The organism is Mycobacterium simiae (assembly GCF_008370645.1).
GTDB classification, from domain to species: domain Bacteria; phylum Actinomycetota; class Actinomycetes; order Mycobacteriales; family Mycobacteriaceae; genus Mycobacterium; species Mycobacterium simiae_A.
In genome coordinates this window covers 1-17,735 of the sequence record NZ_VTZN01000113.1, presented here as the reverse complement: position 1 = coordinate 17,735, position 17,735 = coordinate 1, and the positions used below count along the sequence as shown (strand labels likewise).

Genomic DNA, 17,735 nt, shown 5'->3' with positions numbered 1-17,735 from the left:
CGCCGAAGTCACTTTCGCGCGCGGCACCGGCGAGCCTCCGGGCATCGGCCAGGTCGGCGAAGCGTTCGTCGACTCGCTGCGCCAGCAAAGCGGCAAGAGCATCGGCGTGTACGCGGTGAACTACGCCGCCAGCCGGCTTCAGCTGCACGGCGGCGACGGCGCCAACGACGTCATTGCCCGCGTGCGGTCTATGGCGTCATCCTGCCCGAACACCAGGCTGGTTTTGGGCGGCTACTCACAGGGTGCCGACGTGATCGACATCGTCGCGGGCGTTCCGTTGGCCGGCATCACTTTTGGGAACTCCCTCCCGCCCGAATATGCCGACAGCATCGCGGCCGTCGCCGTCTTCGGCAATGTGGCCAACCGGTCCGGCGGATCGCTGGCGACCCAAAGCGCCTTGTTGGGCGCCAAGGCGATTGACCTGTGCAACCCCAGCGACCCGATCTGTCATGCGGGCCCTGGCAACGAATGGAGCGGCCACACCGAGGGCTACGTGCCGACCTACACCACGCAGGCGGCCAGGTTCGTAGCAGCCAAACTCTGGGCTGCGCCGACGGCGCCCATCGTGCAGTTACCCGGTCCTATCCCGCAGGCACCCGGACCAGCCACTCAGGCACCCGGAGCGGTCGGGCGGGTTCGCTAACGCAGCTAACGCTAAGACAGCAAGCGTCAAGGAGCCCGTAAAATCGCGGCATGCGGCTTATCTCCTCTGGCCGAACCAGACTCACAGCCAGGCTAGCGGCCGCCGTCATCGCGGCGACCACGTTGTCACTTATGTCACCGGTGACACCCAAGGCATTCGCGTCCTGCCCGGACGTCGAGGTGGTGTTCGCCCGAGGAACCGGCGAGCCACCGGGCCTGGGCCGAGTCGGCAATGCGATGCTCGCCTCGTTACGCCAGCAGACCGGCAGGAACATCGGGGCGTACGGAGTCAACTACCCAGCCAACAAAGATTTCCTGGCAGCCGCGGACGGCGCCAACGACGCCAGCGACCACGTGCAACAGATGGCCAACGCGTGCCCGGACACAAAGCTAGTACTGGGCGGGTACTCGCAAGGCGCGGCGGTGATCGACATCGTCACCGCCGCACCGCTACCCGGCCTGGGGTTCACCCAGCCACTGCCGGCCGACGCAGCCGATCATGTCTTCGCTGTCACCTTGTTCGGCAACCCTTCTGGCCGGGCGGGCGGGCTAATGACCGCTCTGAGCCCGCATTTCGAAGGCAAGATCTTGAACCTGTGCACCGACGGAGACCCAATCTGTTCCGACGGCAACCAGTGGAAGGCGCACACCGGGTACGTGCCGGGAATGACCAACCAAGCAGCCAGCTTCGTCGCCGGCAGGATCTGACTCGAGCCCAAACACCACACCATCGAGCCGATTCGGCGATCTTGTGAGGCACCTTGGCGACCACTTCGACATCGCTGTGCCATGCCAGTTCTGAATGGAACACCACCCAAGTCGGGGTTAGGATCGCGCTGGACCTCAATGTCGTTTTTTGGAACGCTGAGACGCAAAACGACTTTCACACTTTCCACGGCGGCAAGTGCGCGGGCCGCCCCAAGGATGTCGGCTGCCGCTGCCTGGTGATTTCGCTTAGGAGGGTGATGCAGGAAACCGCCGCAGACGTGATATGCGCGGCCCCAGAAAACTTCGATCGCCCTAGGGTCACCAAGGAGACGCTCGAAGACTACACACTGCGCTTTGCGCCACGCGGCTACCGACGGTGGTCTCCGGCCGTGGTAGGGATATCGGCGCTCGGCGGAATCGCCTACCTGGCGGACTTTGCGATCGGCGCCAATGTCGGCATCACCTGGGGTACCGCGAATGCCCTTTGGGGAATCGGGATTTTCGCTGTCGTGGTCCTGGTAACCGGGCTCCCACTGGCCTATTACGCAGCCCGCTATAACATCGACCTGGACTTGATCACTCGCGGTAGCGGTTTCGGCTACTACGGGTCAGTGGTGACCAATGTCATCTTCGCCACGTTCACGTTCATCTTTTTTGCGCTCGAAGGCTCAATCATGGCCCAAGGCCTCAAACTGGGCCTGCATATCCCACTGTGGTTGGGCTACGCCGCCTCGACGCTGATGATCTTCCCGCTGGTCATGTATGGCATGAAAGTCCTTTCACAGCTGCAACTTTGGACCACCCCGCTGTGGCTTTTGCTGATGGTGGCCCCGTTCGGCTATCTGGTGGTCAGTCATCCCGAATCCATTGGCGAGTTCTTTTCTTATGCCGGTACGGATGGTCACGGCGGGATGTCTCTCGGCTCGGCCCTGATGGCCGCAGGTGTGTGCCTGTCCTTGATCGCCCAGATCGCCGAGCAGATCGATTACTTGCGCTTCATGCCCGCGCGCACGCCGGAGAACTCGCGCAGGTGGTGGACGTGGACACTGCTGGGCGGGCCGGGTTGGGTGGTCTTCGGTGCCCTCAAGCAGATCATGGGGTTGTTTCTGGCTGTCTATCTGATCTCCCATATCGCCGGTGCGACGGCGATCGCAAATCTGCCGGTGTACCAATTCATGCAGATTTACCGCAACTTCATGCCGGGTTGGCTGGCCCTGGCACTGGCCGTGATCTTGGTGGTGCTCAGTCAAATCAAGATCAACGTGACGAACGCATACTCGGGCTCCTTGGCCTGGACCAATTCGTTTACCCGGATCACCAAGCATTACCCAGGTCGTGTCGTATTCCTCGGAGTGAACCTGGCAATCGCGTTGATCCTCATGGAAGCTAACATGTTTGACTTCCTCAACACGATCCTCGGGTTCTATGCCAACTGCGGCATGGCATGGGTGGTGACGGTGGCCTCCGACATTGTCTTCAACAAGTACCTATTCGGACTCTCACCCAAGACGCCAGAATTTCGCCGCGGCATGTTGTACGCCATTAACCCGGTCGGCTTTGGGTCAATGCTGTTGGCCGCAGGGCTCTCAATCATCGCGTTCTTCGGCGGCCTAGGCGCCACCGTGCGGCCCTATTCACCGTTGGTTGCGATTGTTGTCGCAACGGTGCTGCCACCGATCTTGGCGATCGCCACCAGAGGCAGGTATTACCTGCGGCGCCGGCACGACGGTATCGACCTGCCGATGTACGACGAACTGGGCAACCCCTCGGCTGAGCAGCTGGCTTGTCATGTTTGCGGTCACGATTTCGAACGGCCCGACATGCTGGCCTGCGAGGCCCACCGCGCGCACGTGTGCTCACTGTGCTTGTCCACCGACAAACGGGCCGAGCATGTGCTGGCGGAACTCGCACAGGAATCGATAACGCGCTGACCCCGAATTAGTTGTAAATCGTACTGTTGTTATACGCTATTATCTTAGTAGGATACTAATCGGAATGCGGATAGCCGCATGCGCCCGTTGCTCCAGACGACGGTGATGTCGCAGCAAGCTGCCTTTACCGTTGTTCAGGAGGGTCAATGACTATCGACGTTCGCCCCGTCCGGGGCGACGCCAGTGATACCATGCCCGTCCGGCAGTCGCGAACGTGATGGATTTCGGAACCCTGCCACCAGAGATCAACTCCAGTCGGATGTACGCCGGGCCAGGCTCGGGGCCGCTGACGGCCGCCGCGAGAGCCTGGGATGCGCTGGCAACAGAACTCGGCGGGGCGGCAAGTGGCTACAGCTCAATCATCACCGAACTGACCGGCCTGCGCTGGTTAGGCCCCGCCTCGGCCACCATGCTCGCCGCAGTCACACCATACGTCGCCTGGTTGAGCGAGACGGCCGCGCGAGCCGAGCAGGCGGGCATGCAAGCCCGTGCAGCTGCCGCGGCGTACGAGACCACATTTGCAATGACTGTGCCCCCGCCGGTGATCGCGGCCAATCGAATCTTGTTGGCGGCTCTAATCGCAACCAACTTCTTCGGACAGAACACCCCGTTGATCGCAGCAACAGAAGCCGAATACGTCGAGTTTTGGGCCCAAGACGCCACCGCGATGAACGCCTACGCCAGCTCATCGGCGACCGCTTCAGCGCTGACCCCTTTTGTGCCGCCACCAAATACCACCGATCCGGCCGGACCGGCCAACCAGGCCACATCGGTCGCTAAAGCTGCAGCCCAACAAGGGCTCTCACTCCTGAAAAAGCCCTCGTTCCCCATCCTGCCCACCGCGGACTGGAACGCGTTAGTCAATACCTGGGGACTGACCTACTTTCTGGCGGGGATCTTTCAGTTGGGCACTCTCTTCGCCCAACAACTCATCCCCGAATCCGTCGCCGCCACAACCCAGGCCGCGGGCGCAATCCCGCTCGCCCCGCCGTTTGTGCCCGGCGTCACCCGACCGGTGTCAGCCGCGTTGGGTCAAGCGGACAAAGTCGGTCTGGTATCGGTGCCACCAATATGGGCCACACCGCCGGATGCGGTTAACACCACAGCAACCGAGATTTCGCGCACCGTCGGCTCAACTGATCACGCCGCTGCGCCCGGCAGCAGAGCCCTGCTCCCGAATGCGCCGATGGAAAACGAAAGGCGGACCGCATTCGCTCGACGCCGATACGGAATACGCCCAACAGTGATGCTACGTCCACCGGCCGCTGGATAAACAACGTCGTTGATTTATAGAGATATTGAGGAGAGATAGCGATGGATTTTGGAGCGCTACCGCCGGAGATCAACTCCATGCGCATGTATTGCGGACCCGGATCGACACCAATGCTGGCCGCTGCGTCGGCCTGGAGCGGATTGGCGGCCGAATTAAGTGCTGCCGCTGCCGAATACGAGAGAGTGATCACCGCGTTGTACAGCGAGGGATGGATAGGCCCCTCGGCGGTGACGATGGCCAGCGCTGTCGCGCCATACGTGGCGTGGATGCGCGCCACCGCCGCCCAGGCCGAGCAGGCTGCCAGCAAGGCGCGCATTGCCGCTGCGGGGTACGAGACCGCGTTCACCGCGATGGTGCCACCCCCGCAGATCGCGGCAAATCGTGCCCAACTCTCAGCCCTGATATCAACCAACGTTGTCGGGCAGAACACCGCCGCGATCGCTGCCACCGAAGCCCACTACGGCCAGATGTGGGCACAAGACGCTGCTGCCATGTACTCCTACGCTGGCACATCGGCAACCGCCTCGGCTGTCACCCCCTTCGTGTCGCCGCCACAGACCGCCAGTCCCACCGCGGCGGGCGCCCAGGCTGGGGCGGTGACCCATGCCGCCGCTACCACTGCCGGGGCCACGCAGAGCACGCTGTCACGCCTGGTTTCGGAACTCCCCACCGTGCTGCAAGACCTCACCACGCCGCTGGCCTCCGCCGCGTCAGCAACCTCGGGTCCCATCGAGCGGTTCTTGGAGTGGTATGCACCGTTCGCGAACTTCTTCTACGACACGCTCGGGCTGCCTTTCTTCGGCGCCGGCATTGCCAGCTTCTTTACCTCCACGGCAAAGACCGCGGGACTGATCGGCCCCGCGGCCGCAGCGCCGGAGGCTGCCGCCGCCGCGGCCGGGGCAGCCGGAGTGGTCAGTGGCGGACCGGTGTCCGGGGGCCTGGCCCAGGCCAACACGATCGGCAAGCTATCGGTTCCGCCCAGCTGGGCCGGATCGAGCCCGGTAGCGAGCCCAAGCAGCACGTCGATGTTCGTCAGCGATGTGATTGAGCCTGCAGATGTCGGGTCATCCGGAAACGTGGTAGGCGGCATGCCGATGGCCGGTTCGAGCCGAGGCTCGACGGGTGCGGGTCCCAAATATGGGTTCCGTCCCACCATCGTGACCCGTCCCCCGTCGGCGGGCTAACCCGAGCGCAGGTCCCGGGTGATCAACACGCGCGACGCGAGCTGGTCCTCGGGCGGATAATCCACCCGGATCAACGTCAGTCCGTGCGCCGGCGCGGCCGCAAAGTCGCTGGAACGGCTTGTCGCGGTGAGCAATTCGCTGCACCACTGGGCAGTGCGCCGGTGCTCGCCGACGGCTAGCAGGGCCCCGACCAGTGAGCGCACCATCGACCAGCAGAACGCATCCGCGGTGACATGCGCGGAAATCAGGTGACCTTCACGCGACCAGTCCAGCCGTTGCAGGTCGCGAATGGTGGTTGCGCCTTCGCGATGACGGCAGAACGCGGCAAAGTCGTGCAATCCCAACAGTTCTCGTGACGCAGCAGCCATCGCCGCCACGTCCAGATCCCGCGGCCAGGCGGTGACATATCGCGCGTGCTGCGGCTCCACACCGTAGGGCGCCGTCGACAACCGATAAGCATAGTGGCGACGCAGCGCCGAAAATCTGGCATCGAACTCTTTTGGCGCACGGGCGATATCGAGCACTCGGACGTCGTGGGGTAGGAAGCGGCCCAGCCGCCGTACCAGCGGCCGAAACTCCGGGTCGCCGGGACGTGCCGAACGCGAATAGAGGTTGGGCAACGCGTCGACAGGCACGTCAGCATGGGCCACTTGGCCGGTGGCGTGCACTCCCGCATCGGTTCGCCCGGCCGCGCGCAGCCGCACCGGTGCTTGGATTACTGTCGTCAGTGCCGCGTCGAGCACGCCGGCGACCGTACGTTGCCCCTGCTGGGTTGCCCACCCGGCGAAATCGGTTCCGTCGTAAGCGATGTCCAGCCGCAGACGGACGTCCCCACTAATTCTCGGCGGCCTCTTCGGGGGCCTCGGCGGCGGGCTCGGCCTCGGCGGCGGGAGCCTCGGCGGGGGCCTCGGCGGCGGGCTCGGCCTCGGCTTCCTCAGCTGTCGGACCAACTGCCGCATCCGGGTCGACCGCTGCTTGCGGTGCCGCCGCCGCAGCCACCGGCGCCGCCTTGGCGGCAGCCTTGGAAGTTTTGACCCGACGAGCCCGGTCCGCCTCGGAGGTCACCGTCTTCTCCCGCACCAGCTCGATCACGGCCATGGGCGCATTGTCGCCCTTGCGCGCCTCGACTTTGATGATGCGGGTGTAGCCGCCATCCCGGTCGGCGAAGAACGGCCCGATCTCGGCGAACAGGGTGTGCACCACATCCTTGTCGCGGATTTTCTTGAGCACCTCCCGCCGATTGTGCAGTGCGCCCTTCTTGGCGTGGGTGATCAGCTTCTCCGCGTACGGCCGCAACGCCCGAGCCTTGGGCTCGGTGGTCTTGATCCGACCGTGCTCGAACAGGGACGTGGCCAGGTTGGCCAGGATCGCTTGCTGGTGCGAAGACGACCCGCCGAGGCGTGGCCCCTTGGTGGGCTTGGGCATTGCTAATGCTCCTGTCTAGATACTCGACGGCGCTGAGTCCGATTAGAGCTGTTCGGTTTCGGCGTAGTCCTGGTCGTCGTAGGCACTTTCGGTGGTCCAGGTGCCGGTGGCGACGTCGTAGCCCGCCACTTCTGACGGGTCGAAGGTCGGCGGGCTGTCCTTCAGCGACAAGCCCAGCTGGTGCAGCTTCACCTTGACTTCGTCGATGGACTTCTGACCGAAGTTGCGGATGTCGAGCAGGTCGGACTCGGTACGAGAAACCAGTTCACCCACGGTGTGCACGCCCTCGCGTTTGAGGCAGTTGTAAGAGCGGACAGTCAGGTCGAGGTCATCTATCGGCAGCGCGAACGACGCAATGTGGTCGGCCTCGGCCGGCGATGGCCCGATTTCGATGCCTTCCGCCTCGATGTTGAGTTCGCGCGCCAGGCCGAATAATTCGACCAACGTCTTGCCGGCCGACGCCAGCGCGTCGCGCGGGGTAATCGAACTCTTGGTCTCCACGTCGAGGATCAGCTTGTCGAAGTCGGTGCGCTGCTCTACCCGGGTGGCGTCCACCTTGTAGGTGACCTTGAGCACCGGCGAGTAAATGGAATCAACTGGAATACGGCCTATTTCGGCGCCCGAAGCCCGGTTCTGCACCGCCGGGACGTAACCGCGGCCACGTTCGACGACGAGCTCGACTTCCAGCTTTCCCTTGTCGTTCAGGGTCGCGATGTGCATACCGGGGTTGTGCACGGTGACTCCCGCCGGGGGCACGATGTCACCCGCGGTGACCGCACCGGGGCCCTGCTTGCGCAGGTACATCGTGACCGGCTCGTCCTCCTCGGAGGACACCACCAAGCTCTTGAGGTTCAAGATGATGTCGGTGACGTCTTCTTTGACTCCGGGCACGGTGGTGAACTCGTGCAGCACGCCGTCGATGCGGATGCTGGTAACGGCGGCACCCGGAATCGAGGACAACAGCGTGCGCCGCAGCGAATTGCCCAGGGTGTAGCCGAATCCTGGCTCCAGCGGTTCGATGACGAACTGGGACCGGTTGTCGGTGAGAACTTCCTCAGACAGGGTGGGTCGCTGAGAGATCAGCATGGTGTTTGTTCTTCTCCTTCTCGGCACCCGCTATTTGATGCCATCCGGGTTTTCCTGGGGGGTCCTCGGGGGGCTCGCCCCCCGAGGGTGGGTTTTCTGGGGGGTCCTCGGGGGGCTCGCCCCCCGAGGGTGGGTTTACTTCGAGTAGAACTCGACGATCAGCTGCTCGGTGAGCGGAACGTCGATTTGTGCCCGTTCGGGCAGCTGGTGGATCAGGATGCGTTGCCGCTCCCCTACTACCTGAAGCCAGCTCGGGGTCGGACGGTCACCCGCGGTCTCCCGCGCGATCTGGAACGGCACCGTGTTCAACGAGTTGTCGCGCACGTCGATGATGTCGTACTGCGCCACTCGGTAACTGGGCACGTTGACGTGCACGCCGTTGACGCTGAAGTGCCCGTGGCTGACCAGCTGGCGGGCCATCCGGCGAGTGCGGGCCAGCCCGGCGCGGTAGACCACGTTGTCGAGCCGGCTCTCCAAGATCCTGAGCAGCTCCTCACCCGTCTTGCCGGGTTGGCGCACGGCCTCTTCGTAGTAGCGACGGAACTGCTTTTCCATTACGCCGTAGGTGAAGCGGGCCTTCTGCTTCTCCTGCAGCTGCAGCAGGTATTCGCTTTCCTTGATCCGGGCCCGGCCGTGCTGGCCGGGCGGGTAGGGACGCTTTTCGAAGGCCTGATCGCCACCGACGAGGTCGGTGCGCAGCCGGCGTGACTTGCGAGTGACGGGTCCGGTGTAACGAGCCATGGGGTTCTCCTGAACGCTTCTAAACTCTGCGTCGCTTGGGCGGACGGACGCCGTTGTGCGGCTGGGGGGTGACATCGGAAATCGCGCCGACCTCAAGGCCGGCGGCCTGCAGCGACCGGATCGCGGTCTCGCGGCCCGAGCCCGGGCCCTTCACGAACACGTCGACCTTGCGCACTCCGTGCTCCTGAGCCTTGCGTGCGGCATTCTCCGCGGCCAGCTGAGCGGCGAAGGGGGTCGACTTGCGGGAACCCTTGAAGCCGACGTGACCCGACGACGCCCAGGCAATGACGTTGCCCTGCGGGTCGGTGATGGTCACGATCGTGTTGTTGAACGTGCTCTTGATGTGGGCGGCGCCGTGCGGGATGTTTTTCTTCTCCCGCCTGCGCACCTTCGGGGACTTCTGTCCCTTTTTGGCTGCCCCAGTTGCCTTTTTCGGTGGCATTCGGTTACCTGGCCTTCTTCTTGCCTGCGATGGTGCGCTTGGGGCCTTTGCGGGTCCGCGCGTTGGTCTTCGTCCGTTGGCCACGCACCGGCAGGCCGCGGCGGTGCCGCAAACCCTGGTAGCAGCCGATCTCGATCTTGCGACGGATGTCGGCCTGTACCTCCCGGCGCAGGTCACCCTCGACCTTCAGGTTGGCCTCGATGTAATCCCGCAGATGGGTGAGCTGGTCGTCGGTGAGATCCTTGGTGCGTACGTCCCGGTCGATGCCGGTGGCTGCCAGGATTTCGTTCGAGCGGGTGCGGCCGATGCCGTAGATGTAGGTCAGGGCGACCTCCATCCGCTTGTCACGCGGCAGATCGACGCCGACTAATCGAGCCATAGGTGGCGTTTCCTCTTTTTTCCAGCGGAGGTGTTATCCCAGCCCGTTCCCGTCGATTTGCGGGGCCCGGCCTCCGTCCGGGCGTGGATGAGCTGGCCCATCTCAATTGATGCCAACCGCTCACTGGTACTGGAAGGTCTACATTTAGTTGTGTTGCGCGGAAGCTGCTAGCCTTGCCGCTGCTTATGGCGCGGATCGGAGCAGATCACCATAACCCGCCCGTGCCGACGGATCACCCTGCACTTGTCACAGATCGGCTTGACGCTCGGGTTCACCTTCACGGCGGTCTCGGTCCTGTTCTCTGGGGTTGTTGCGCTACTTATACCGGTACACGATGCGGCCCCGGGACAAGTCGTAGGGAGATAGCTCCACCACCACCCGGTCCTCGGGCAAGATGCGGATGTAGTGCTGCCGCATCTTGCCGCTGATGTGAGCGAGCACCTTGTGACCGTTCTCCAGCTCAATGCGGAACATGGCATTGGGCAGGGGCTCGACCACGCGGCCCTCGACCTCTATGGCACCGTCCTTCTTGGCCATTACTTTCTGGCGATCCTCACTTCTTGTCAGTGCACCGGGTTCGGCGCAGCACGTACCACGACTACTCAACGTGAGCCGGTGGTGGATATTCCAAGACTGGGCACGCCAGGAGCCGGCACGACGCGCCGCACCGTTGGTCCACATTACCCGTACTTCTGTACTCGGCGCAAAACGCCACCGGACTAACTCACGGCGGCCTGCTGGCCGACGGACCATCACCGATACTACCGATGCTGAAGCCACTAGTGAGCAACGCCGGCGCCGGTGACGCGGGTGCGCTGAGCTGGTAACGGGTATAGGAGCTAAATGAGCGAGGCGGTGTCACTCAAACCGGACGTGGGCCGGTTCGGTGTCTGGCTGGGCACCCGTTCCATTGAGCCGGAGCTGGCCGGGCATATCGAATCGCTGGGCTATGGCGCAGCCTGGATCGGCGCCTCGCCCGACGCCGATCTAGCCTGGGTCGAGCCGGCGCTCGACCACACCACGTCATTACAGCTGGCCACCGGCATCGTCAACATCTGGACGGCGCCGGCCAGCGACGTGGCGGCGTCCTACCGGCGCATCGAAAACACGCACCCGGGACGGTTCCTGCTCGGCATCGGGGTGGGTCACCCCGAGCACACCGAGCAGTATCAGCAACCCTATGGCGCACTGGTCGGCTACCTCGATGAGCTCGACGAGGCGATGGTGCCCGACAGCCGCCGCCTGCTCGCAGCCCTGGGCCCCACCATGCTTCGCCTGGCAGCCGAACGCAGCGCGGGCGCCCACCCGTATCTCACCACGCCAGAACACACCGGCAACGCTCGCCAATTAGTCGGCAACACTGTGTTCTTGGCCCCGGAACACACAATCGTGCTCACCACCGACATCGCCGAGGCCCGTGCGGTCGGCCGCAAGTTCATCGGCTTTTACCTAGGGCTGCGCAACTACGTCAACAGCTGGCTGCAGCTGGGCTTCAGCGACCAGGACGTCCGCAAGCCCGGTAGCGACAGGCTGATCGACGCCCTGGTGGCGTATGGCACTCCCGACGCCATCGCGCGACGCCTCAACGAGCATCTCCAGGCCGGCGCCGACCACGTGACGGTTCAGATACTGCCCCGCTCGCGGGAAGACGAGCTGGAGCCCGCGCTGATCGAACTCGCCGGAGCACTGGAGCTCACCCGTTAGGGTTTGACCATGCGAATGCTAGTCACCGGTGGAGCCGGCTTCATCGGCGCGAACTTCGTGCACAGCACCGTGCGCGAGCGTCCCGACGATCACGTAACAGTCCTTGACGCCTTCACCTACGCGGGTCGGCGGGACTCGCTGGCCGATGTCGCCGACGACATCACCTTGGTCGAAGGCGATATCACCGACGCCGCGTTGGTTTCGCGGCTGGTGGCCGATTCTGATGCAGTCGTGCATTTTGCCGCCGAGTCCCACGTCGACAACGCGCTGGACGACCCGGAACCGTTTGTGCACACCAATCTTGTCGGCACCTTCACCATCCTGGAAGCAGTCCGACGCTACGGGGTACGGCTACACCACATCTCCACCGACGAGGTCTACGGCGACTTAGCGCTCGCAGATCCACAGCGATTCACCGAGTCCACGCCGTACAACCCGTCGAGTCCATACTCGGCGACCAAGGCGGGCGCCGACCTGCTGGTGCGGGCCTGGGTGCGCTCCTACGGTGTCCGCGCGACGATCTCCAACTGCTCCAACAACTACGGTCCGTACCAGCACATCGAGAAGTTCATCCCGCGCCAGATCACCAATGTGCTCACCGGGCGGCGGCCCAAGCTATACGGCAGCGGCGCCAACGTCCGCGACTGGATTCACGTAGACGACCACAACAGCGCGGTGTGGCGCATCATGGAAAAGGGGCAGATCGGCCGCACGTATCTCATCAGCGCCGAGGGCGAGCGCGACAACTTGACCGTGCTGCGCACCCTGTTACGCATGATGGGCCGTGACCCCGACGATTTCGACCACGTCACGGACCGGGTCGGCCATGACCTACGCTACGCCATCGACCCGTCGTTGCTGTGCAACGAATTGTGTTGGGCACCAAAGCACACCGACTTCGAAGAAGGCCTGCAGGTGACCATCGACTGGTACCGCGCGAACGAGTCGTGGTGGCGGCCGCTCAAGGACGCCGCGGAGGCGCGCTACGAAGAACGCGGTCAGTGACATGAAGGTACGCGAACTCGGCATCCCGGGCGCGTGGGAGATCACCCCCACCATCCACGGCGATTCGCGTGGGCTGTTCTTCGAGTGGCTGACCGAGCGTAAGTTCAGCTCATTTGCCGGCCACCGGTTGGAGGTTCGGCAGGCCAACTGCTCCGTGTCGTCGGCGGGTGTGCTCAGGGGCCTGCATTTCGCCCAGCTGCCCCCGAGTCAGGCCAAGTATGTGACCTGCGTGTCCGGCTCGGTATTCGATGTCGTCGTCGATATTCGGTTGGGCTCACCGACATTCGGCCAATGGGATTCAGTGCTGCTCGACGACCGAGATCACCGGTCCATTTACATCGCGGAAGGCCTCGCGCACGGTTTCCTTGCGCTGCAAGATAATTCGACCGTGATGTATCTATGCTCGGCTGAGTACAACCCGCAACGCGAGCACACCATCTGCGCGACCGATCCGTCGCTGGCGATCGACTGGCCATTGGTCCATGGCGTCCCCGCCAGCTTGTCCGACCGCGACGCCGCGGCGCCCAGCTTGGCCGCCGTCCGCGCCTCCGGCGTCCTGCCGACGTGGGAGGCGACCCAGCAGTTCATTGGCCACTTGAGCGCCGAATAAACGAAGTTCTGTACTGCGGCAGCGCGGCGATTCATACTGCTTGACGGAATCCGCCGATATCGCGGGTGTAGACCTACCAGAAGGAGACATCGGTGAAGCGTGAGTTGCTGATCGCAGTGGGGGCGGCGATCATCGTCGCCGGCACGGCGGGGTGCTCAAGTGACGAGAAATCGCCCGGGACCTCTTCCAGCTCAGCGACGTCGTCGGGCACCGCCGCGAGTTCAGCGTCCGCGCCCACGTCGAGCACCACCGCGGCCGCATCCGGAGAAACCCGGGTCACCATCGGCGGCCAGCCCCAAAACGTCAGTGGCCCGGTGGTGTGCTCGACGAACGCCGGCAGGTTTTCCATCGCCATCGGCGACATGGTCACGGGTGTCATCGTCGGCCTGGAGCCCGACGGGTCGGTGGTCCACAGCGCCGGCCTGGGCACCGTCGACGGTGTGGTCATGAGCTTCACCGAGGGCGTGCCGGACGAGAATGCCAGCGCCACCAAGACCGGCAACTATTACCAAATCAGCGGCATCGCCAGCGGTGTCGACACTGCCGGCAAGCAGGTCCATAAGCCGTTCGAGGTTGACGTCACCTGCCCGTAAATCCCAACCTTGCCGGGATAGGTCGAACCGATCTTCGGCTGACGCCGTGGTATCGACATGGGTCGCGGTCATCACGTACCGGGCGGTCCGGGTGCGGAGCGAACCGTGGTCGGCGAACTCAACAATGACGCGCTGGCTATCGAACTGCGCGAGGTGGTGCGCGACTACCGGGTCGGCGCTCACACCGTACGCGCCCTCGACGCGATCAGCCTGCGGCTGTACGGCGGGCAATTCGCGTCGATCGTCGGGCCGTCGGGAGCGGGCAAGAGCACGTTGCTGCATCTGCTCGGCGCGTTGGACTTGCCTGATTCGGGGTCGATCACCTTCGACGGCACCGAGATCGGCTGCCTCGGCGACGCGCAGCAGTCCGAGTTCCGCCGTCGCTGCGTGGGCTTTGTCTTTCAGTTCTTCAACCTGTTGCCAACGCTGTCGGCGTGGGAGAACGTGGCGGTGCCTGCGTTGCTCGACGGCCTCCGACTGGGAAAGGCCAAACCGCAAGCGGTTCGACTGCTGGACCGGGTAGGGCTCGGCAACCGGACCGAGCACCGGCCCGCGGAATTGTCGGGAGGTCAGCTGCAGCGGGTCGCGGTGGCCCGCGCGTTGTTCATGGACCCGCCGCTGATACTCGCCGATGAACCCACCGGAAACCTCGATTCAGCAATGGGCGCAACGATTTTAGATCTGCTGGCAGATCTGGCGCACGAGCCGGGTCAGGGTCGGTTGGTAGTGATGGTGACCCACAATTCAGCGGCTGCCGCGGCGACTGATCGAGTGATCACCTTGCGGGACGGACGGCTCAGCTCCGACCTCACGGCGGCTCGGTGATACGGCGGGGTTCGGCACTGCCGGCCGCCGTAAGCCGGCTACGACTGCTCAACTTGCGTGAACTGGCTGCGCATCAGCGGCGCACCATCGCCTCGCTCACTGTAATGGCGGTGGCCGCAATGTATCTGGTTGCGGTCTTCGGGATCTTCGGTTCGATCACCGGATCGGTCAACCGGCTCGCCGACGGCGTCGCCGGCATCGCCGCGCTGGAGGTGTCGGGCATTACCGACGCTGGTTTCCCGGACACCATCACGGCTGATGTCGCGGCCGTTCCCGGAGTCCGGACGGCGGCGCCGATGATCCGGATGTCTGCGCCCACCGCATCCGGGCCGGTGTTGCTGTTCGGTGCGGACGCGAGCAGCGCCGAGTTGCGCGGGGCCTTGGAAGATGCCGGGACACCACCGCCGGAGACGATGCCTCTGGCTTTCAACGGTGTTCAGGTCGGACCGGGTCTCGGTCACCCCATCGGCGATACCTTCCAGCTGGGCTCGGGATCGGTCACGGTCACCGACGTCCTCGCGGGCCGGCGGCTATCCGAGCTCAACGGCGGTCATTTTGTGCTGGCTCCGCTTGCCGTGGCGCAGAGCCTCACCGACCGACGGGGCCAGCTCGACTCGATACTGATCACCACCACCGCGGGCGCCGATCTCACCGCGGTACGGGCGGCGGTCACCAGCGCGGTGCACAACCGGGCCCTCGTCGCGGACCCCAGCATGCGGGCGACTCGCGCCGGTGACGGTGTCAAGCTAATGAACTACATGGCCCTGCTCGGGGCCGGTGTTGCGTTGGTGGTCGGCGCGTTTCTGATCTACACCACGATGACCATGGCGATCACCCAGCGCCGGCCGGTCATCTCGATGCTGCGCGCCATCGGCGGCCGCCGCGTCACCATCGTGGGTGACCTGCTCGCGGAAGGCGCCCTGCTGGGCCTGATCGGCGGCGCGGTCGGTTCGGGCATCGGAATAATTATGGGCCGCATCGCGATTGGGCGGTTGCCGCCGGCAATCGCTCAAGGGCTGGAGGCACGCGTCCAGTACTGGCTGCCCAGCTACGCGATACCGGCCGCCGTGGCGGCAGCGGTTGTTACCAGCATGGCGGCGGCGGCGATGGCCGCGCGGCAGGTGTATAGGGTGGCGCCGATCGAGGCGTTAGCTCCGGTGGGGGCCTCCGCGGCCGATGCCATACCGCGGTGGCTGCGGCTCGCCGCCGGAGTGGGCGCCATAGCCGTATTCGCGGTGTCAGTCATCCTTGTCGTGAGCCACCGCGGCGCTTACGCGTTTGCCGCAACCCTGGCGCTGCTCGGGGCTGAAATGGCGCTGGGCTTCGCACTCACCACACCTATCGTCAAGGCGTCGGCCGCAGCCGCTCGGCTACTCGGATCGGCCGGGGCACTCGCGGCTGCCACGATCGAGCGGGCGCCGCGCCGGGTGTGGGCCACGGTGATGACCGTGATGATCGCGGTTGTCACCACCGTCGTAATCACCGGCGCCAACAACGACATGATTTCCTCGGCACGCGCCCTCTACGCGTCGCTGGCCGAGGTCGATGTCTGGGTCACCGCTGGCCCTGCGGACCGCTATCCCACCGACCCGCTACCTCAAGGCCTCGCCGAGAAGCTAGCCGCTAATCCGAGCGTCGCGCATGTCACCGAGGGCGCCTTCGCCTTCGGTGTGGTGGGCGGCACGCGGGTGCTGCTGGACGGTTTTTCGGCCGGAACCGCCGATCCCCTCTACCGCACGCTCGATGAGCGGGTACGCGCCGAGGTGCTCGCCGGGCAGGGCGTGGTGCTCACCCAAAATCTTGGCAAGACCCTGCGAGTCCGAGTTGGCGACCGCCTGCTGCTGCAGACGCCGCACGGGACGCGAGAGCCGGCAGTGCTGGCTCTGGTTCCGTACTTCTCCACCGTGATCGGCACCGTCGGGATGAGCCTGGATGACCTGCGGTCTTGGTTCGACCGCCCGGCAGCGACCACGCTGCAGGTCACCGCGGCCCCGAGCGCGGACCCATATCGCCTGCTGTCCGAGGTTGCCCGCGCGGTGCCGCCGCCCAACTACGTCTACGATGGCCGCGCGGCGTTGGCCGGCGCCGAGGCTCCGCTGCGGCAGAGCATGTTCATCGCCAACGCCGTCTGGATGCTCGTCGTTCTCGTGGCGGCGGTCGCGCTGCTCAACACGCTGACGGTGTCGGTGCTGGAGCGTCGCCGCGAAATCGGGGTGCTGCGGGCGATGGGATCCAGTCGTCGGTTCGTGGTCCAGATGGTTTCGGCCGAGGCGGCGGCTATCGGCATTGTCGGTGGTATGTCCGGACTGGCGTTCGGTCTGACCGATCAGTGGCTCTACAGCATCGTCAGCGCCGACATCATGAGCTTCGCGGTCGAATTCCATCCTGGCCCATCGGCTTTCGCGTTCGCTGCCGGCGCGCTGGGGCTTAGCCTGCTCGGCTCGGTGCCGCCGGCGCGCCGCGCGGCGCGGCTGCAAATCGTCGAGGCTGTCGCGGTCGAATAGTCAGAAGCCGAGCGGCAGCAGCGCCACAAACAGCGGAGCAAGCGGATCTGTGAAAGGCAGCGCGATCGAGCTGTTCAAGAATGGAAGCACTGGGCTTTGGAACGTGTTTATCGTCTGCCCGGGCGCCCCCAACCCGAGGGTGGGTTCAAACCCGGACGTCAAAGTATTCGTAAAGAACGGGCTTGAGATAATAAGCCCGACGAAATTGTCGTCGCCCGGGTCAGCAAGGGCCGTGCTGGTAAACAAGCCGAAATTGGTGGTTTGACTCATCAAGGTGGGGTCTGCGGGCACTGGGTTGATGACGGGCGGCAGGCCCAGCGCTGCGGCGAGCTGGCTGGCCAGGCTACGTAGCAATTGCTGCCACGGCACCAGTTGCGCCGCGGCCGCCGATGCCCCGGCATGATAGCCAACCATCGCGGACACATCCTGAGCCCACATTGCCTCGTACTGGGCCTCAGCGGCCGCAATCGCCGGCGCGTTCTGCCCGAAGAAGTTTGACAACACCAACTGCACCAAGCCTTTTCGGTTGGCCCCCACCACTAGCGGATGAATCGTCGCCGCCCGCGCGGCCTCGAATGCATCGGCCATCGCCTGCGCCTGTGTGGCCGCACCCGTCGCCCTGCCTGCCGCCGCGCCCAGCCAACCCGTGTAGCGGGCCGCCGTATCGGCCATCGCCACAGCCG

19 protein-coding genes and 1 pseudogene are annotated in these 17,735 nt (G+C 64.6%); 11 read left to right on the top strand and 9 right to left on the bottom strand.

The window, feature by feature from the left end; translation table 11 throughout:
- The 5 genes from F0Q45_RS17255 to F0Q45_RS17235 all read left to right on the top strand — a co-directional run.
- On the top strand, window positions 1-643 hold a 643-nt coding region (locus F0Q45_RS17255), incomplete at its 5' end, for a cutinase family protein (RefSeq protein ID WP_149655090.1).
- 50 nt (window positions 644-693) lie between these two features.
- Window positions 694-1,350, top strand: a complete 657-nt coding sequence (locus F0Q45_RS17250) for a cutinase family protein (protein WP_149655089.1) — start codon at window positions 694-696, stop codon at window positions 1,348-1,350.
- A 257-nt stretch (window positions 1,351-1,607) separates the two neighbouring features.
- A complete protein-coding gene (locus tag F0Q45_RS17245; RefSeq protein ID WP_149655094.1) occupies window positions 1,608-3,281 on the top strand; it encodes a purine-cytosine permease family protein in 1,674 nt (557 codons plus the stop codon).
- Window positions 3,282-3,498: 217 nt separating this feature from the next.
- Window positions 3,499-4,554: a PPE family protein gene (locus tag F0Q45_RS17240; RefSeq protein ID WP_149655088.1), complete on the top strand. Its 1,056-nt coding sequence runs from the start codon at window positions 3,499-3,501 to the stop codon at window positions 4,552-4,554.
- A gap of 41 nt (window positions 4,555-4,595) precedes the next feature.
- Window positions 4,596-5,738, top strand: coding sequence for a PPE family protein (locus F0Q45_RS17235; protein WP_149655087.1), 1,143 nt, complete (start codon window positions 4,596-4,598; stop codon window positions 5,736-5,738).
- Here the strand turns inward: F0Q45_RS17235 and truA are convergent.
- The 8 genes from truA to infA all read right to left on the bottom strand — a co-directional run bounded on the left by truA (window position 5,735) and on the right by infA (window position 10,348).
- Window positions 5,735-6,688, bottom strand: coding sequence for a tRNA pseudouridine(38-40) synthase TruA (truA, locus tag F0Q45_RS17230; protein WP_262491046.1), 954 nt, complete (start codon window positions 6,686-6,688; stop codon window positions 5,735-5,737). The genes F0Q45_RS17235 and truA overlap by 4 nt on opposite strands.
- Window positions 6,573-7,163 carry a 50S ribosomal protein L17 gene (gene rplQ, locus F0Q45_RS17225; RefSeq protein ID WP_149655086.1) on the bottom strand — a complete coding sequence of 197 codons (591 nt, stop codon included), beginning with the start codon at window positions 7,161-7,163 and terminating at the stop codon, window positions 6,573-6,575. The genes truA and rplQ overlap by 116 nt, the downstream gene beginning before the upstream one ends.
- A 42-nt stretch (window positions 7,164-7,205) precedes the next feature.
- The gene (locus tag F0Q45_RS17220) at window positions 7,206-8,249 is read right to left on the bottom strand and encodes a DNA-directed RNA polymerase subunit alpha (RefSeq protein ID WP_149655085.1); all 1,044 of its coding nucleotides are present in this window, start codon (window positions 8,247-8,249) and stop codon (window positions 7,206-7,208) included.
- A 135-nt stretch (window positions 8,250-8,384) separates the two neighbouring features.
- Complete coding sequence (gene rpsD / locus F0Q45_RS17215) at window positions 8,385-8,990, bottom strand: 30S ribosomal protein S4 (RefSeq protein WP_149655084.1); 606 nt, start codon at window positions 8,988-8,990, stop codon at window positions 8,385-8,387.
- 19 nt (window positions 8,991-9,009) lie between these two features.
- Window positions 9,010-9,432 carry a 30S ribosomal protein S11 gene (gene rpsK, locus F0Q45_RS17210; RefSeq protein WP_149655083.1) on the bottom strand — a complete coding sequence of 141 codons (423 nt, stop codon included), beginning with the start codon at window positions 9,430-9,432 and terminating at the stop codon, window positions 9,010-9,012.
- 4 nt (window positions 9,433-9,436) lie between these two features.
- Window positions 9,437-9,811, bottom strand: a complete 375-nt coding sequence (gene rpsM, locus F0Q45_RS17205) for a 30S ribosomal protein S13 (RefSeq protein WP_149655082.1) — start codon at window positions 9,809-9,811, stop codon at window positions 9,437-9,439.
- 167 nt (window positions 9,812-9,978) lie between these two features.
- Window positions 9,979-10,092, bottom strand: coding sequence for a 50S ribosomal protein L36 (gene rpmJ / locus F0Q45_RS17200; RefSeq protein WP_003879483.1), 114 nt, complete (start codon window positions 10,090-10,092; stop codon window positions 9,979-9,981).
- Window positions 10,093-10,126: 34 nt separating this feature from the next.
- Window positions 10,127-10,348 (bottom strand): translation initiation factor IF-1, encoded by a 222-nt coding sequence (infA, locus tag F0Q45_RS17195; RefSeq protein WP_003418601.1) that lies wholly within the window; start codon window positions 10,346-10,348, stop codon window positions 10,127-10,129.
- Window positions 10,349-10,654: 306 nt separating this feature from the next.
- Here infA and F0Q45_RS17190 point away from each other — a divergent pair, with 306 nt between their 5' ends.
- From F0Q45_RS17190 to F0Q45_RS17165, 6 genes are all read left to right on the top strand, one after another.
- Window positions 10,655-11,515 carry an LLM class F420-dependent oxidoreductase gene (locus F0Q45_RS17190; RefSeq protein WP_149655081.1) on the top strand — a complete coding sequence of 287 codons (861 nt, stop codon included), beginning with the start codon at window positions 10,655-10,657 and terminating at the stop codon, window positions 11,513-11,515.
- 9 nt (window positions 11,516-11,524) lie between these two features.
- Entirely contained in the window at window positions 11,525-12,520 is a 996-nt protein-coding gene (gene rfbB, locus F0Q45_RS17185; RefSeq protein ID WP_149655080.1) for a dTDP-glucose 4,6-dehydratase, read from the top strand.
- A gap of 1 nt (window position 12,521) precedes the next feature.
- On the top strand, window positions 12,522-13,130 hold the full coding sequence (rfbC, locus tag F0Q45_RS17180) for a dTDP-4-dehydrorhamnose 3,5-epimerase (RefSeq protein ID WP_149655079.1): 609 nt from the start codon (window positions 12,522-12,524) through the stop codon (window positions 13,128-13,130).
- Between the two features lie 92 nt (window positions 13,131-13,222).
- Entirely contained in the window at window positions 13,223-13,723 is a 501-nt protein-coding gene (locus F0Q45_RS17175) for a lipoprotein LpqH (protein WP_149655078.1), read from the top strand.
- A gap of 144 nt (window positions 13,724-13,867) precedes the next feature.
- A complete protein-coding gene (locus F0Q45_RS17170; protein WP_373425013.1) occupies window positions 13,868-14,548 on the top strand; it encodes an ABC transporter ATP-binding protein in 681 nt (226 codons plus the stop codon).
- Window positions 14,548-17,052: an FtsX-like permease family protein gene (locus F0Q45_RS17165; RefSeq protein ID WP_149655091.1), complete on the top strand. Its 2,505-nt coding sequence runs from the start codon at window positions 14,548-14,550 to the stop codon at window positions 17,050-17,052. Before F0Q45_RS17170 ends, F0Q45_RS17165 begins: the two co-directional genes overlap by 1 nt.
- Before the next feature lie 309 nt (window positions 17,053-17,361).
- Here the strand turns inward: F0Q45_RS17165 and F0Q45_RS29415 are convergent.
- Window positions 17,362-17,735: pseudogene (locus F0Q45_RS29415) on the bottom strand (PPE domain-containing protein); the annotation flags it as partial.

Bases quoted from the DNA above. Each gene is read 5' to 3' on its own strand.
- F0Q45_RS17190 (WP_149655081.1), top strand. From the start codon at position 10,655: ATGAGCGAGGCGGTGTCACTCAAACCGGACGTGGGCCGGTTCGGTGTC.
- rpsK (WP_149655083.1), bottom strand. From the start codon at position 9,432: ATGCCACCGAAAAAGGCAACTGGGGCAGCCAAAAAGGGACAGAAGTCC.
- rpsM (WP_149655082.1), bottom strand. From the start codon at position 9,811: ATGGCTCGATTAGTCGGCGTCGATCTGCCGCGTGACAAGCGGATGGAG.
- F0Q45_RS17235 (WP_149655087.1), top strand. From the start codon at position 4,596: ATGGATTTTGGAGCGCTACCGCCGGAGATCAACTCCATGCGCATGTAT.
- F0Q45_RS17250 (WP_149655089.1), top strand. From the start codon at position 694: ATGCGGCTTATCTCCTCTGGCCGAACCAGACTCACAGCCAGGCTAGCG.
- rpsD (WP_149655084.1), bottom strand. From the start codon at position 8,990: ATGGCTCGTTACACCGGACCCGTCACTCGCAAGTCACGCCGGCTGCGC.
- rfbC (WP_149655079.1), top strand. From the start codon at position 12,522: ATGAAGGTACGCGAACTCGGCATCCCGGGCGCGTGGGAGATCACCCCC.
- F0Q45_RS17245 (WP_149655094.1), top strand. From the start codon at position 1,608: ATGCAGGAAACCGCCGCAGACGTGATATGCGCGGCCCCAGAAAACTTC.
- rfbB (WP_149655080.1), top strand. From the start codon at position 11,525: ATGCGAATGCTAGTCACCGGTGGAGCCGGCTTCATCGGCGCGAACTTC.
- F0Q45_RS17240 (WP_149655088.1), top strand. From the start codon at position 3,499: ATGGATTTCGGAACCCTGCCACCAGAGATCAACTCCAGTCGGATGTAC.
- rplQ (WP_149655086.1), bottom strand. From the start codon at position 7,163: ATGCCCAAGCCCACCAAGGGGCCACGCCTCGGCGGGTCGTCTTCGCAC.
- infA (WP_003418601.1), bottom strand. From the start codon at position 10,348: ATGGCCAAGAAGGACGGTGCCATAGAGGTCGAGGGCCGCGTGGTCGAG.
- F0Q45_RS17220 (WP_149655085.1), bottom strand. From the start codon at position 8,249: ATGCTGATCTCTCAGCGACCCACCCTGTCTGAGGAAGTTCTCACCGAC.